The organism is Gudongella ferriphila (genome assembly GCF_046224405.1).
Classification (GTDB): Bacteria; Bacillota; Clostridia; order Tissierellales; family Tissierellaceae; genus Gudongella.
In genome coordinates, this window is record NZ_JBJXRK010000039.1 from 1 (window position 1) to 14,758 (window position 14,758).

Sequence of the window (14,758 nt, forward strand, 5' to 3'; positions counted from 1 at the left end):
AAAAGCTGATACCTGTGAGACCGAAACAGTGGTACTATAATCAGGAAATGGGTATATGTTATTTTAAGGTAGTATTCTTTGAAGTTAGCAAAAAACATGAAATTTGCGGAATTTTTTAATTTTACATGGAGGAAGTTTTATGAGAGATCAAAAAATGGACAATTTAAAATTCACAATGATCTTTTTAGTCGTTTTTGGACATGTCCTTGAAATGGGAAATATTCAAACGGGAGTTTTCAATATCTTGTATACTGGTATTTATATGTTTCATATGCCGATTATGATTATAGTTTCAGGATACTTTTCAAGAATTGTTATGGATCGAGGAGAGCTAGGTATACTTAACAGGTATATAAAACTTGTTATTCCAAGTTTGGTTCTTCAATTCATTTTCGCTGTTCTGAGTTACATGTTCACAGGAGCTATTCAGCCTTATTGGGTACTTTGGTATACTGTTGCATTGATAGTCTGGGATTATCTTATTGATTACACTAAATTCAGGTATTGGCCAATTTTAATGCTGTTGATGGTATTAATGTTTGGGAATATGGGCATGATAGCTAACACGTTATTTGGTAGAATTGTATATTTTATGCCATTTTACTTAATTGGCTATTATTTTGACTTGTCCAAGCTGGATAGTCTGACTCGAAGTGTCAAGAGTTGGATAGTTCTCGCGGCAACTGCTTTGGCTTCAATAGGAATTTTTACATTTGTCAATTCAGGATTGGATTATCAGTTGTTTTACTTTTCAAAAGGCTATGCAGAACTCGGCCTGGATATGGTTTCGGGTATGTATTACAGAATAGTTGCATATGTGATTGCATTTTCTTTATCTGCATTATTATTTATTCTGATGTCAAAACGAGCTTATGGATATGTTCAATCGGTGAATACAATGACCATCTACCTATTGCATGGGCTGATTATTCGGACGATTGGATGGTTTTTGGATTATGAATTGAACTCAATGATTATTGCCTTTATTCTTTCGGTTGCCATCGTGGCTTTAACGGCTCGCAAAAGATTATTTTCTGACTTGTTTAAAGGCGTATTGGAATGGGCAAAACAACATACACAGGCTATTCATAGTTTTCGAGCTGTGAGTCTATTGATTATTTTTGCTGTTTACGGCTATGTATCTAGCCCAGTTATTTTGGAGGCAAAATCGCAAAGTGTTAAACAACATTACGAGGAAACATTGGAAACAAATGAGAGCCTCATACCATCAAGTGGAATCGAGAATCCTGAAGAGGCGGATTCTGAGGTAACAAGCATTCCGGGAAAGGTTTTTGAAGGCTTTAATTGGGATCAACAGCCTTCAAGCGAATCCAAAGGACCCTTGACTGATATTGGCAGTGTAGTATATGATCATGATGAGCGAAAGCCTAGAGTTGAGTATGGAGAAGTGTACAATATGTCCCTTGATGGGAAATATCTGAGTTATGAAGATCAAGAATTTGTTGTTGTGGAAGAAACAATGAATTTAAAGATTGATTTTATTGAACTTGGGCAACAGATAGGCATTAAGCTACTTAACGGGAGATATTTATCAGTATTGGAAGGTTATCCTGTTATTGACACTGAACCGACACCATTGGATTACGATGTTAGAGATCTGCAAGTGGCTTTCAAGTATAAGGATCAGTATTTATCTATAGAGTCAGGTGAACTGGTATTTGTTTCGGAACAAAAATTCTGGGACGTAGAACTAGAAGTGATTGATGATAGCCCGCTGACTTATTATTCTCAAATTGATGATCGCTGGCGATACGATGATTTTGCTTATGATAATATTTCCACGAGGGGATGTGGGCTTGTATCCATGGCAATGATATTGAACTATGAGTTGGACTCGGAAATTGACGTGGATGACATGATCGCACTTGATCGTCAACATAATTTGGGGAGAAGTGACCCTCCAAGAATTGATGTTGATCGTTTTGCTAGAATAATTGGGGATACCTATGAAGTAAATGTAAAAAAGATTGAGTTAGCGGACATCCCTGCTGAGATTAAGAGTGGGAGACTTGTGTATTATCATACAAGCAATAATCCTGGTATTGGATACAAAAATTTTGGGCATCTTATTGTAATTTATGGAATTTCTGAAGATGGGAAGCTGAAATTTCTGGATCCCTATCCTGGAAATATCAAACAAATTCCTGCAGATGAGGCGTTGCAGTATTATGGTCAGGTCTTTTCATATGGTACGCAAGCAGGTATTCGAAGATCAGATGTTTTCACTGGGTATATTACATTGGATGCCATGGCTAAATCATCTGCCTATACATCGTATAGTATTTGGAGGTAACTATGTTTAAACAAGATTATAGAAAAGATAGGAACGGTTTTGGAATCGTGGATTTGATTTTATTGATTGTTTTGTTAAGTGCTATTTATGTAACGTTTTATATGAAATAGAGTAAAAAAGTAACTGTGTTTAACAATTGGAATGGGAAAAGCGTATGGTATAATGAGTACAAAGTTTACATTTGGCAATTATGGAAGAGAGGAAATTATGAAGAAATATTTAAGTAAGTTTGTGTTTGCAATAATAGTTGTAGCAGTAGTCACTGTGAACTTAATTTATGGATCTGCTGTTCAGCAAAATGAGATGAAGTCTTCAGAAGAGGTACCTACCACCGAAAGGAGTTTACCTGAGCCCTTTTCTGAGAAAGAGGTGGAGGCCATGGAAGCTTCTACTATGGAAGAGGAAAACATGGATTCGCTAGAAGTGGAGAATGTAGATTCACCCGAAGTGAAAAACGTGGATTCACTTGAAGATGTTTTAGACCATGAACTGGTATCTATTGAAAAATATAGTTATATCAAAACCAGTAATTATTTTAAATTCAACAAAATTTCTGTTTTTAGTGAAGAGGGTTCAGAGGACATTTATGCAAATTCGGATGATGTATATATAAAAGCAGGAACGTTGAGAAAACTCATCAAAGTGGATGATCAGCTCAAGGATCAGGGTTACAATCTAGTGGTTTGGGTAGGTTATAGGGATGAAAAATTACAGCAACAGTTGAGAGAGCATTTGGCAATAACAATGGGAATAACAGAAGGACGTTATGACCTTGTTGCCGCTCCAGGGATGAGCAACCATCAGAAAGGTACTGCGGTGGATGTTACAGTGGAACGCATGGATGGAGAGCCCTTGGAAATGCCTTCAGCCTATTTGGATTTTACAGACAACAGGCTGCCCAGTCTCCATGAGAATAACGAGGCATTGAAAGTGCTGCAAGAAGCAATGGAGGCAAACGGCATGGAGGTCTACAAGGGTGAATGGTGGCATTTCAATGATAGCAATAGAGAATACCTAGAAGGGCAATAATTGGAATCGATTGAAGCCTCTTTTAAAGCTAAATTAAAAGCTGCGGATAAGATAAAAAAATCTTATTTCCGCAGCTTTTTGATTTACAGATTTTCTTGAAGCCACAAGATAAAATCTAGCTGGATTGAAGTTCAAGGGTAAAAACAGGTCTTGTCTCCCCAATCTTATCCTTTAGGGTATTTATGTTCTCAATGATATGGAAGGGTCTTAAAGCCTCCAGGTCATCCTGATCAAGATAGCCCATCTGCTTTAGGATCTCCATGGTTGCACTTTCAACAGCTTTGATGTTTCCATCCTCGATCTTGACGGCAATTCCAACACCCTGATCCACCATTCCGATGCAGTAGACACCGTCAGCTCCAAGCTTGCCCATTAGCTTTCCCTTTGTGTTTTTCATAAGCTCAGTACAGAATCCTCCGGTACCTGCAACCATTTCAGGATATTCCATCATTGACTCCACCACCAGGTTTGCAGCCATTTTCCTCTTTTCATCAAAAACTGACGAGTGAACAAGCTTTGCATAGGAAAGGGCCATATTGTAAAGGGGCATCTCAACCACCGGAACTCCACACCCGTCTATGCCAACACCAATGTCATCCACATCCATTTCACAGACCTCTGCAATGGTATCAAGGGTCATCTGCTGAAGTGGGTGCTGCAGCAAGTTGTAGGTTTCCAGAGGCAGGTCAAGCTTCCTGGATACCGCAAGCATTCCCGCATGCTTTCCCGAGCAGGTGTTATAGATCTTTCTGGCGGTTTTTCCGTCCCGCAGCATCTGTCTTGTAACCTTGTCACTGCGGGAATAGCTGTGACCGCAAAGAAGGTCGTCCTCACCCAAGTCCAGCTTTCTAAGGACCGAGCTTACTGCATCAAGGTGAAAATCCTCTGCAAAATGTGAAGCGCACATAACCGCAAGATCCCTGCGGGTTATCCCAAAGGTATTCTCAGCACCTGATTCAATAACCACAAGGGTCTGCAAGGGCTTTGCACTTGAACGCAGATAGGTCCTCTTGTAGGGGTCTCCAACACTGGCTATGAGATTTCCCTTGAAATCAACAACAGCAATGTCTCCCCTGTGAATATTCTCAACTCTGTCACCTCTTGTTACATTCAACAATATCTCTGACAAGGCGATTCCTCCTTTGTAATTTGTACCTGCTGTTAGTTATAGTATACCTCAATATAATTACATTTAAAAAATAATTGTTGAAAAAACAATCAATATGTGATTTTGAGCTATGCAGGTGGTGTAAAAAGGGTATAATACTTGTGAATTATGCAACAATCCTAAATGAAAATAGCTAAACCAATTTGAAAGAGGTGATGGTATGCTCCAGCAGTCAATTGTGTTTGCAGTTATAATCGGTTCACTTGTACTTTTCACCCAGGGAAGCATACGATATGATTTTGTCGGTCTTGGTGCACTTATTGTACTTGTAATAACGGGCATTGTCCCGGCAGAGGAGGCCTTCCTGGGCTTCGGTCATCCGGCTGTCATAACCGTGGCAGCCATACTTGTTGTGAGCAGCAGCCTTTTGAAAACAGGGGTCTTGGACCAGCTGGTAAGAATTCTTAACAGGAGCGGAAGGGGAATCAACCTAAAAATTGCAATGCTGATGGTTATGACTGCTGCCCTGTCAAGCTTTATGAATAATGTTGGGGCCTTGGCTCTTGTCATGCCCATAGCAATTGAGGTTGGAAAGCACCACAGGATATCACCATCCTACCTGTTGATGCCTGTAGCCTTTTCATCCCTTCTTGGAGGACTTATCACAGAGATTGGAACTCCACCAAACCTTATAATTTCAACCTATAGGGGAGGGATTGAGGCTGAGCCTTTCCTATTCTTTGACTTTGCCCCTGTGGGAGTTGGGATAACCCTGGTTGGAATAATATTCATATCCACAATCGGCTGGCGTCTGATTCCAAAGCGGAAAGGAGATGAGGGACAGTCGGATTTCTTCAGGATTGATGAGTATATGTCTGAGGTGGTCATTCCCAAGGGAAGCAGATATTCAAACAGGACCGTGGAGGAGCTCCTTAAGGACCTGAACCTGGATGTCAACATCCTTAGCATAATAAGGGGGGACAGGAGCATTGTCCCACCTGCTGCAAGTGAGCTACTGGAGGAAATGGATCACCTTGTAATCAGAGCAGACCATTCAGGCCTGGCTGACTTGGTGAAGAGAACAGGATTTCAGTTCAAGGGTAGCAAGCAAATCTATAATGATTCAGGAAAAATCTTGAAGGATAGTAGCCTAATAATGGCTGAAATTGTCCTTAAGGACGATTCACCCGCAATCGGTAGAACCGTTATAGACCTTAACCTCAGACAAAGGTTGGGAGTTAACCTGGTTGCGGTTTCAAGAAGAGGTATCTCCTCATATAATCGACTACAGTCCTTTATGTTCAAACCAGGTGATGTGTTGCTTATCCAATGTCATAGCGATTCAATTCAGGATGTTCTGAGCCAGCTGAGAGCACTGCCACTTGCTGAAAGAGGATTGAGGGTGGGCAAGGGAAACAAGAAAAACCTTAAGCTAATAACCCTGACCCTGTTTATGACATCAATAATTCTGACCACCTTGGGGATAATAAGCGTGCATATCTCCTTCGCGGGCTGTGCACTTCTAATGGTGCTATTCCATATAATCACTCCAAGGGAGTTCTACGATGCCATCGAATGGCCTATAATAATAATGCTGGGTTCTCTTCTGCCAGTAGGTGATGCCCTCCAGTCAACAGGCGGAGCCGAGACTATCGCAAACCTTATGGTGGGTGCAATGGATTATTTAAGCCCTTCACTTATGGTTACTGTATTGATGATAACAACCATACTCCTTACAAATCTAATCAACAATGCAGCTGCAGCCGTCCTTATGGCCCCCATAGCAATGAGCCTGTCAATCAAGATGGGCGTGTCACATGATCCAATGCTTATGGCGGTCGCGGTTTCAGCCTCATCAGCCTTTATGACCCCAATAGGTCACCAGTCAAACACCCTGATAATGGGACCGGGAGGGTTTAAGTTCGGGGACTATTGGAGGATGGGACTTCCTGTTACAATTCTTGTCCTTGTTGTGGGGACACCACTGATACTACTATTCTGGCCGTTATAAAAATCCGAAGCCAATAAGGTCTTCGGATTTTTTATTTGCCCTTAACAGAAATCAAATTCCTGTTAAGGGATAAAAAAGAAGCTCCCTGAGCTTGCCAATGCATTAACGCGCTAAATCACGGGTATAAATATTGCAAGTATCAAGATGAATCACCATGAGAAGGGGATGGCCTATGGAGGTTGAAGGAGTTGTCATAGCTGCAGGAAAATCCTTAAGGATGAGTCCGAATCACAAGCTGTTGCTGGATTTGGACGGAAGAACGGTGATTTGGAGGTGCATAGAAAGTCTTTATGAGTTCTGTTCAAGAATAATAGTAGTGACAGGACACAATCCACAGCTAATAACCCAGAGTATAGGATACATAGAAAAAGTGGAGTTTGTTCATAATGAGGGACATGAAGACGGAATGTTTTCTTCAATAAAAACCGGCCTGCTTGCTGCCAGAGGAGACAGGATATTTTGCATGCCTGCAGATTGTCCCTTCGTAGGGAGGGAAGTGTTTTTGAAGTTGCTCTCCGTCTGGGATGACATTGTGATCCCATCCTTTTGTGGAGTGCAGGGTCATCCTGTCCTGCTAAGCATGGAGGAGGCAAAAAGGATCAGGGAGGACTTAACCTTTGTGTCCCTTGATGAGTACATTGGGGGAAACAGATTTTCAGTAGTCCAAGTGGACGATCCGGGAGTGTTGTGGGATATTGATACTCCTGAAAACTATGTTGCAGCTTTAAGATATTTGAGAAAAATTGGTGGGTGAAATCATGGTAAATATTGGAGATTCAGTCAAGAGGTTTGATTTTGATGACAAAGTGCAGGGAAGGGCTGTCTATACCGCTGACCTTTGGGTGGAAGACAGGATCTATGCAAAGATTTTTCGATCTACAAGGCAAAGGGCAAGAATAGTGGCAATCCATCTTCCCAAGCTGCCCGAGGGCTATGAAATATTGGATTATCACCACATTCCCGGGACTAACAGAGTCCCCATAGTATATGATGACCAACCGTTTCTGGCAGAGGATACTGTCAACTATTACGGCGAGCCAATACTGGTTGTGGTGGGGAAGGACAGAGATGTTTTAAGGAGAATCATGTCAGAAATAATGGTTGATTATGAAGACATTGCACCCATCAGTTCCATCGAAGAGTCGATTCTAAATCCTCAAGGGTACAAGTTTGCTGATGGCAGCAACAAAATCGAATACACCTTCACCAAAGGGAATCCAGATATACATATGGAAGGTGGAGAAAAGTCATTTGTTGATAGCTTCAACACCGGATACCAGGAGCACGCCTATCTGGAGACACAATCCATTACTTGCAGGGTGGAGGATGGGAATATTATCGTTCATGGCTCCATGCAGTGTCCATATTATGTGGTGGAGGGAATGAAAAAAGCATTTGACTTGGACGAATCAAGAGTAAGGGTCATCCAACAGCCTACAGGCGGTGGCTTTGGAGGCAAGGAGGATTACCCGTCAATACCTGCTGTTCTGTGCGCCTTGGCGGCAATAAGGACAGGAAAGCCTGTACAGCTGGTCTATGACAGGAAGGAGGACATAATAGCTTCCACCAAGAGGCATCCTTCTGACATTTCCATAAAAAGCTATCTTGATGAGAGCAACAAGATTACGGCCATGGACATAGATATAAAGCTTGATGGTGGAGCCTATGCAGGTCTATCCAGTGTGGTACTCCAGAGAACCATGTTTAGTTCAACCGGAGTGTACAACATAGAGAACCTAAGGGTAAAGGGAGGTGCTTATGCAACAAACAATGTTGTTAGCAGCGCATTTAGAGGCTTTGGAGGACCCCAGTCAGCCTTTGCCATTGAGATGCACATGGAAAACATCGCACTTGCTTTGGGGCTGGACCCCCTTGAATTCAAGAAGAAGCATTTTTTAAGGGATGGGGACCTGTCATGCACCCAAGGGAAATTCCTTAATGGTATAAAGCTTGATGAAATTTCAGCCTCAATAAATGAAACATCCGGATATTCCCTAAAGAGAAGGTCAAGTGAAAAGGATAAGGAGCTGCTTAAGGGGATAGGCTTCTCAATATTCGCCCATGGCTGCGGCTTCACTGGTGCGGGAGAGTCGGAGGTACTTAAACCAAAGGTCAGGCTGGTTAAATACAGTGATGGGACCCTTGAGATATTTGTGTCCAGTTCGGAAATCGGTCAGGGAACACAGACAACCCTTGGGAAAATAGTAGCCCATGAGTTAGGAGTTCCTCTGGAGAGGATAGTCCACAAATACCCAGATTCTAAATTCTGCCCCGATTCTGGTCCAACGGTTGCATCCAGGACCATACTCATAGTCGGGGGAATGCTTCAGCAGTGCGCCATTGAAATGAAGGCCCGTTGGGATGAGGAGGAAATTGAAATTATCAGGACATACAAGTCCCCAAAGGAGCTTTCCTGGGATAACGAGAAGTTCATAGGAAATGCGTATCCTGAGTATTCCTGGGGTGCAAATGTGGTAGAAGTCCACATGGACCCGGCAACCTACCAGGTTGAAGTGGATAAGATATGGACTGTGTTTGACATCGGAACCCCAATTGACCTGAAGATAGTACAAGGGCAGATCGAAGGAGGCTTGGCTCAAGGTCTTGGCTATGGACTGATGGAGGAATTCAGGATCAGGGACGGTGTGCCAATGCAGAACTCCCTTACAACATATGTGATACCATCATCCAAGGATTTTCCACAGCCTGAAATAAGGTTGATCGAAAATCCCAGAAAATATGGTCCATTTGGAGGGAGCGGACTGGGGGAGCTGCCAACAGTGGGAGTGGCTCCTGCAATAGCCAGCGCAGTACAGAACGCCCTTGGCAAAAAGGTTAGCAGAATTCCAGTTACTCCAGAATACATCAAGGAGTTGATTGATAATGGAAATTAATTTCACATTAAATGGGAAAAGGGTCTCCATCTCCACAGAGCCGACACGAAGACTTCTGGACATCCTCAGGGATGATCTGGGCTTGACAGGAACTAAAGAGGGCTGCGGTGAAGGGGAATGCGGTTCATGTGCTGTTCTTCTTGATGGAAGACTTGTTAACTCTTGCATGGTACCGGCCTTTGCAATGGAGGATAAGGAAGTCCTGACAATCGAGGGGTTTAGGGAACACCAAAGATTCAAAGCCATATCGAAGGGATTTGAAAAGGCAGGAAGTGTACAATGTGGCTTCTGCACACCAGGATTTGTAATGGCGGCTGAAGCACTATTAAGGCAGAATCCCCATCCTACGGAAAGGGAGATAAGTGAAGCCATAGAAGGGAATCTATGCAGATGCACAGGATACAACATGATTGTGGAGGGTATTTTGACAGCCTCAAGGGAGGGTGATGGACTATGGTAACTACTTATTGCCCTGAGACACTGTCTGAAGCCCTTGAAATCAGGGAAAAAGAATCAACAATGATATTTGCCGTTGAACGGACCTGATGGTGAAGTACAAATCCACAAGTGGAGCCTTGCCCCAGTTTCCAAAGGATATTCTGTACATTGGAAATCTTCAGGAGCTCAAGGAAATAAGCATAACAGGGGAATGGATCAAAATAGGGTCGATGGTTAAACTATCCACCCTGCTTGAGGAAAGGAGATTGCCTGACTACATCAAGATACCCGTTAAGGGGATAGGATCTCCCTCAATCAGGAACCTTGGTACAATGGGGGGAAACATCTGCAATGCGTCACCTGCAGGGGACACCCTGCCAATGCTGTATGCACTTGATGTAGCCATTGAGCTCTCATCTGCAAAAGGGACCCGAAAGGTTGGAATCCAGGATTTCATCAAGGGTCCTGGGAAAACGGACATCAAACCCAATGAAATCATGACAGGGATATTCATCAAAAGGACTGAGTTCAACAGGTGGGGCTACAGAAAAGTAGGTGCAAGAAAGGCAAATGCAATATCCAAGCTTTCCGTATTTTGTACTGCACAGATTGACCAGTCATCTGTCAGGGACATACGTATTTCATTTGGGTCGGTTGGACCCACTGTAATAAGGAACAGGGAGATAGAAAAAGAAATAGTCCAAATTGGTGTTGCTAGGTTGAAGCAGGAGCTGGGAGGGATTCTGGAGGCATACGCTGATATGCTATCCCCGATCAGCGACGTCAGGTCAACCAAGGACTACAGGAAAGATGTATCTCTTAATATTCTCAAGGAAATAATCGAAGGAGACCTGATACTATGAAAAAGAAATGGTTGAGCATAATATTCTGGGGATCAATTTGGGGAATTGCAGAAGCAACATTGGGCCATGTGCTGCACATGGTCTCAATGGCCTTGCCGGGACTTCCCGGATTTGTTATGTTTCCAGTAGCATTTTTCTTTATGAGAAAGGTATACCTTGAGAACAGGAAGCCGCAAGCCGTGTTTTATGCAGCTGCAATAGCAGCTGGTATCAAGCTTGTAGATTTTCTTGTTCCAGGCAGCATTCCTCTTAGGATCGTCAATCCTGCGATCTCCATCCTGATGGAAGGTTTGGCAGTTGCAATGGTATTCGCCTATGTGAATTCAAGAGACAAGAAATTTGGATTTATGGAGAGCTTTTTTTCAGGCTTGCTGTGGAGAGGAATGTGGGTAGTCTACCTGGTAGCCATTTCACTGTTCAACCTGCCTGCAGAACTTGTTACCAGTGGTCCATTGATTGCCTTGAGATTTTTGATCATGGAAAGTCTTGTAAATGCAGCTCTCATATTTGTCCAGTTGAAGTTCATTTCACCGGTTGGGTCAACCAATAGAAGGCCAGTGTTTGTGTATGGAGCATTCCTGATTGCATTGCTCCTGCAGATTGTATTCTAGGGGGAGATGACCATGGGGAGGGTACATATAATAACAGGAGGCTGGGATACGGGAAAGACCACAAGTTTAATCAAACACTACAAAGACCTAGGAGAAGGTACAGCAGATGGATTTGCAAGCATAAAGACTTATGACGATACAGCAGGTGATTTTCTGGGCTATACCCTCATGAGGTTGGGGACAGGAGAACACCATTCCTTGGCTAGGCTCAAGAAGGACTTCAGTGGAAATCTGGATGGATATATTGAGTTTGACAGGTTCATATTTCTAGAGGGAACCTTTGTGCAGGCTTCAAAAATTATAGAGGAGCTCCTGGAGGATAGAATGATAGAGAGGATTTTTCTGGATGAGATTGGCCCCATTGAGCTGGAGGGCTTCGGTTTTCATAAAATCCTTGTAAAGATGCTTAAAAGTGACAAGGATATCTACCTTGTGGTGAACGAACACAAGCTGCAGGATGTAACAAAAAAATATGAAATCGAGAAGTACATTAAGATGTAAAAAAACCCCTGAAATCTAAATTGGTTTCAGGGATTTTAATTATGTCAGAATCAAATATCAATACCTCTAATCTGCATGAACAATAGTGCAGCGGAAATAAGCCCGACTGCATAGTAGTACATCCAATGCCTCCTGGTCTTGAAAAGGTAAAAGAATATGCCCAACACAATCAAACCACTTACTGCATACACTACTAGAGGCCAGTTGTAGAGGTATATCCCAGTATAGACCAGAAGTACTGCAGTGGGAACAACAGAGAACGTAGCCTTGTAGATGTCCTTGAGTTTTTTGTTACTAAGTACAATATATGAACCAACCATAAATATCAGCGGAGTTATGACATGGAAAAATCGGGGCATGAAGAATGATTCATCACCGCCAACTGGATTATACAGAAGAAACAAGGCATATCGGATACAGGCAGTCAATGCAAAAGCCAGATTAAGTAAAACCAAGCCTGCAATTGGAATAACAAAAATCGGCACAAGAGGATTAATCCTTTTTTCAGTTGACACAATAATCGCTTCCTTTCACAGAAGAAAATCCATTCAATAGAAATTTGTTTCATTATCACCATACATATACCCCAAAATTGACAGGCCAGATACGGGAAGAGAACCATTTCCACTAAGATTAAAGAATATAAATATCAAATACTGGGTAACTGTAAAAGAGGATAAAAATCAAGGTATACATAAGATTGGGAGGAACCCATATGGGCATATTTGATAGATGGAAGAGAGGAGGCCTTCAGATTCCAAAGAAAAAGGAGGCCACCAGAAATCAGAAGACAATTGAGGCAACGGCACCAAGGCTTCTGTATTTTCCCATGGCCATGCACATAGGATCACCGGCCAAGGTGGAGGTCCAGGTTGGGGAAAGGGTCAAGGTAGGTACCCTTCTTGGCTCAAGGGACAAGGGGATCTCAACTGACATCCACTCATCCGTATCCGGCAGGGTGGTTGCAATAGAAAATAGAAGAGTGTTCAGGGGGGAAAGCCTGTGCGTGGTTGTGGAGAATGACTTCCTTGATGAATGCGAGACCTTAAAGAGCATAGTGGACCACCTGGAGTCAGAGGAGTTCAGCCAAAGGATCCAGGCAGCTGGCATAACCGGCAAGGGGGGAGCGGGCTTTCCCACGGCAATAAAATACAACAAGGAGCACAAGGATGTGGAATATCTTGTTGTGAACGGGTCGGAATGCGAGCCATACTCAACCTCGGACTACAGGTGCATGGTTGAGTACAGTGATGAGATCGTTAGGATAATACAGGCAATAGGGAGGATATATAGGATAGATGATACATACATCGCCCTTGAGGACCATATGGAAGAGGCCATTAAGAATCTTCAGGAGTCAATTGACAAGGCAGGAGCAGAGCACATCAGGCTGCACATCCTTCCATCCCAGTATCCCCAGGGTCATGCCGGACTTCAGATTCGGGAGGTTCTTGGGATAGAGATAATGGAGGGACAAAGGTCAGGGGACATTGGAGTCCTTCAATCAAATGTATCAACGATAAAGGCCATCCATGATGCAGTATTTCTGAACAGACCACTGGTTAAGAGGATTATTACGGTGACAGGAGAGATGATAAGGGAACCGAAGAACCTTATGGTCAGGATAGGAACCCCTGTAAGCCATCTCATAGAGGAGTGTGGAGGGCTTCTTGAGGGAGAGGTGGACATGATAAACGGCGGTCCCATGATGGGGAGGCTCTTTGAGGATACGGACATTCCAGTGGACAAGGACACCACAACCCTGCTCTTTCTCCAGAGGGAGCCTGAAAGGATTGAATCTGAATGCATACGGTGTGCCAGGTGCATAGACAACTGTCCTGTGGACCTGCAGCCAATTGTAATAAGCAACAGCTACAGGGAGGGAGCCTATGACAAGGCACCTGCACTAAGGTCGGAAAGCTGTATTTCCTGCGGGACCTGCACCTTTGTGTGTCCTGCAAACATACCCCTTCTTGCAGACATCCAGGCCCTTAATTCCAAATGGAAGGAGCTGAAAAGATGAAAAGGACAAGAACATCACCCTTCCTAAGAACACCTGCATCCACCAGGAGCATAATGATGGATGTGCTTATTGCTTTGATGCCTGTCAGTGTCATGGCAGTGGTACAGTTTGGAATAAAGAGCCTTGTTATGATCCTTCTTGGGGTCACATCGGCAGTGCTTTTCGAATTTCTGTATCAGAGGTTCACAGGTAAGAAGGAGACTATAACGGACCTTTCAGCAGCTGTGACAGGACTCTTGGTTGCCCTTAGCTACCCGGTGACTGCACCTCTATGGATAATAGTCCTTGGAAGCTTCATCGCAATTGTACTGATAAAGCAGCTGTCAGGAGGAATTGGAAAGAACAACCTAAACCCTGCAGTATTTTCCAGGGTGCTGATAAAGATTCTCTTTACACCCACCATAACAGGCTGGGTCCTTCCAGGACCTGATCTGGTATCCACTGCAACACCACTTGAGTTTATTGGAAACGGGCAGACCGCAATAGCCCAGGGAGCTCCCGAAATGCAGGCACTCTTCTTTGGTGCAATCGGGGGAGGAATCGGGGAGACGGTGAAGTGGGCGATAATACTTGGGGCAATCTATCTTGTCTACAGGAGGATAATAAGCGTAAAAGTTCCCCTTGCAACACTTGCAGGACTTTTCTTCATAACCCTGCTCTTTGGAAAGTCCAATCCTGAGTTTGCACTCTATCACGTCCTTTCAGGAACCGCAATGTTTGCAGCGGTCTTCATGGTAACTGACTACTCATCAGGGCCACTAAACCACAGGGCTCGGGTCTACTACGGACTCAGCATAGGAATACTCACTGGGATCGTGCGCTACCTGTTTGCACTGCCTGGAGGGATTGGAGTTGCAATCCTTATCATGAACATACTTGCACCGATATATGACGCCTGGTTTACCCCGAGAGTCTTTGGTCACAAGGGTAAACGGGTTGTAATAGAAACCAGATAATGAATAAATT

Annotated in this window: 13 protein-coding genes; 11 read left to right on the top strand and 2 right to left on the bottom strand. The window is 43.4% G+C overall.

From position 1 onward, the window contains the following. Nucleotides 1–139: 139 nt before the first annotated feature. Nucleotides 140–2,314, top strand: coding sequence for an acyltransferase family protein (locus ACKVDP_RS12855; protein WP_409229290.1), 2,175 nt, complete (start codon nt 140–142; stop codon nt 2,312–2,314). A 207-nt stretch (nt 2,315–2,521) separates the two neighbouring features. After that, nucleotides 2,522–3,343: a M15 family metallopeptidase gene (locus tag ACKVDP_RS12860; protein WP_409229291.1), complete on the top strand. Its 822-nt coding sequence runs from the start codon at nt 2,522–2,524 to the stop codon at nt 3,341–3,343. A gap of 115 nt (nt 3,344–3,458) precedes the next feature. Here the strand turns inward: ACKVDP_RS12860 and ACKVDP_RS12865 are convergent, their stop codons facing one another. Beyond that, a complete protein-coding gene (locus ACKVDP_RS12865; protein WP_409229292.1) occupies nt 3,459–4,472 on the bottom strand; it encodes an asparaginase in 1,014 nt (337 codons plus the stop codon). Nucleotides 4,473–4,671: 199 nt separating this feature from the next. Here ACKVDP_RS12865 and ACKVDP_RS12870 point away from each other — a divergent pair, with 199 nt between their 5' ends. From ACKVDP_RS12870 to ACKVDP_RS12900, 7 genes are all read left to right on the top strand, one after another. After that, nucleotides 4,672–6,462, top strand: a complete 1,791-nt coding sequence (locus ACKVDP_RS12870) for an SLC13 family permease (RefSeq protein ID WP_409229293.1) — start codon at nt 4,672–4,674, stop codon at nt 6,460–6,462. A gap of 172 nt (nt 6,463–6,634) precedes the next feature. Continuing rightward, on the top strand, nt 6,635–7,216 hold the full coding sequence (locus tag ACKVDP_RS12875) for a nucleotidyltransferase family protein (RefSeq protein WP_409229294.1): 582 nt from the start codon (nt 6,635–6,637) through the stop codon (nt 7,214–7,216). A 4-nt stretch (nt 7,217–7,220) separates the two neighbouring features. After that, nucleotides 7,221–9,356 (top strand): xanthine dehydrogenase family protein molybdopterin-binding subunit, encoded by a 2,136-nt coding sequence (locus ACKVDP_RS12880; RefSeq protein ID WP_409229295.1) that lies wholly within the window; start codon nt 7,221–7,223, stop codon nt 9,354–9,356. Beyond that, nucleotides 9,346–9,816, top strand: a complete 471-nt coding sequence (locus tag ACKVDP_RS12885; RefSeq protein WP_409229296.1) for a (2Fe-2S)-binding protein — start codon at nt 9,346–9,348, stop codon at nt 9,814–9,816. Before ACKVDP_RS12880 ends, ACKVDP_RS12885 begins: the two co-directional genes overlap by 11 nt. An 85-nt stretch (nt 9,817–9,901) precedes the next feature. Further along, entirely contained in the window at nt 9,902–10,657 is a 756-nt protein-coding gene (locus tag ACKVDP_RS12890; protein WP_409229297.1) for an FAD binding domain-containing protein, read from the top strand. After that, nucleotides 10,654–11,268 carry a hypothetical protein gene (locus ACKVDP_RS12895; RefSeq protein WP_409229299.1) on the top strand — a complete coding sequence of 205 codons (615 nt, stop codon included), beginning with the start codon at nt 10,654–10,656 and terminating at the stop codon, nt 11,266–11,268. Before ACKVDP_RS12890 ends, ACKVDP_RS12895 begins: the two co-directional genes overlap by 4 nt. 12 nt (nt 11,269–11,280) lie before the next feature. Beyond that, nucleotides 11,281–11,769 (top strand): nucleoside-triphosphatase, encoded by a 489-nt coding sequence (locus ACKVDP_RS12900; RefSeq protein WP_409229300.1) that lies wholly within the window; start codon nt 11,281–11,283, stop codon nt 11,767–11,769. A gap of 50 nt (nt 11,770–11,819) precedes the next feature. Here ACKVDP_RS12900 and ACKVDP_RS12905 read toward each other — a convergent pair whose 3' ends face one another. Beyond that, complete coding sequence (locus ACKVDP_RS12905) at nt 11,820–12,284, bottom strand: hypothetical protein (protein WP_409229301.1); 465 nt, start codon at nt 12,282–12,284, stop codon at nt 11,820–11,822. Nucleotides 12,285–12,484: 200 nt separating this feature from the next. Between ACKVDP_RS12905 and rsxC the strand changes: the two genes are divergently transcribed. Together rsxC and ACKVDP_RS12915 are read left to right on the top strand one after the other, a co-directional pair. Continuing rightward, nucleotides 12,485–13,792 (top strand): electron transport complex subunit RsxC, encoded by a 1,308-nt coding sequence (rsxC, locus tag ACKVDP_RS12910; RefSeq protein ID WP_409229303.1) that lies wholly within the window; start codon nt 12,485–12,487, stop codon nt 13,790–13,792. Beyond that, nucleotides 13,789–14,748, top strand: coding sequence for an RnfABCDGE type electron transport complex subunit D (locus ACKVDP_RS12915; RefSeq protein WP_409229304.1), 960 nt, complete (start codon nt 13,789–13,791; stop codon nt 14,746–14,748). Before rsxC ends, ACKVDP_RS12915 begins: the two co-directional genes overlap by 4 nt. The last annotated feature ends 10 nt before the right edge of the window (nt 14,749–14,758 follow it).

Bases quoted from the DNA above. Each gene is read 5' to 3' on its own strand.
- ACKVDP_RS12855 (WP_409229290.1), top strand. From the start codon at position 140: ATGAGAGATCAAAAAATGGACAATTTAAAATTCACAATGATCTTTTTA.
- ACKVDP_RS12860 (WP_409229291.1), top strand. From the start codon at position 2,522: ATGAAGAAATATTTAAGTAAGTTTGTGTTTGCAATAATAGTTGTAGCA.
- ACKVDP_RS12870 (WP_409229293.1), top strand. From the start codon at position 4,672: ATGCTCCAGCAGTCAATTGTGTTTGCAGTTATAATCGGTTCACTTGTA.
- ACKVDP_RS12875 (WP_409229294.1), top strand. From the start codon at position 6,635: ATGGAGGTTGAAGGAGTTGTCATAGCTGCAGGAAAATCCTTAAGGATG.
- ACKVDP_RS12880 (WP_409229295.1), top strand. From the start codon at position 7,221: ATGGTAAATATTGGAGATTCAGTCAAGAGGTTTGATTTTGATGACAAA.
- ACKVDP_RS12885 (WP_409229296.1), top strand. From the start codon at position 9,346: ATGGAAATTAATTTCACATTAAATGGGAAAAGGGTCTCCATCTCCACA.
- ACKVDP_RS12890 (WP_409229297.1), top strand. From the start codon at position 9,902: ATGGTGAAGTACAAATCCACAAGTGGAGCCTTGCCCCAGTTTCCAAAG.
- ACKVDP_RS12895 (WP_409229299.1), top strand. From the start codon at position 10,654: ATGAAAAAGAAATGGTTGAGCATAATATTCTGGGGATCAATTTGGGGA.
- ACKVDP_RS12900 (WP_409229300.1), top strand. From the start codon at position 11,281: ATGGGGAGGGTACATATAATAACAGGAGGCTGGGATACGGGAAAGACC.
- rsxC (WP_409229303.1), top strand. From the start codon at position 12,485: ATGGGCATATTTGATAGATGGAAGAGAGGAGGCCTTCAGATTCCAAAG.
- ACKVDP_RS12915 (WP_409229304.1), top strand. From the start codon at position 13,789: ATGAAAAGGACAAGAACATCACCCTTCCTAAGAACACCTGCATCCACC.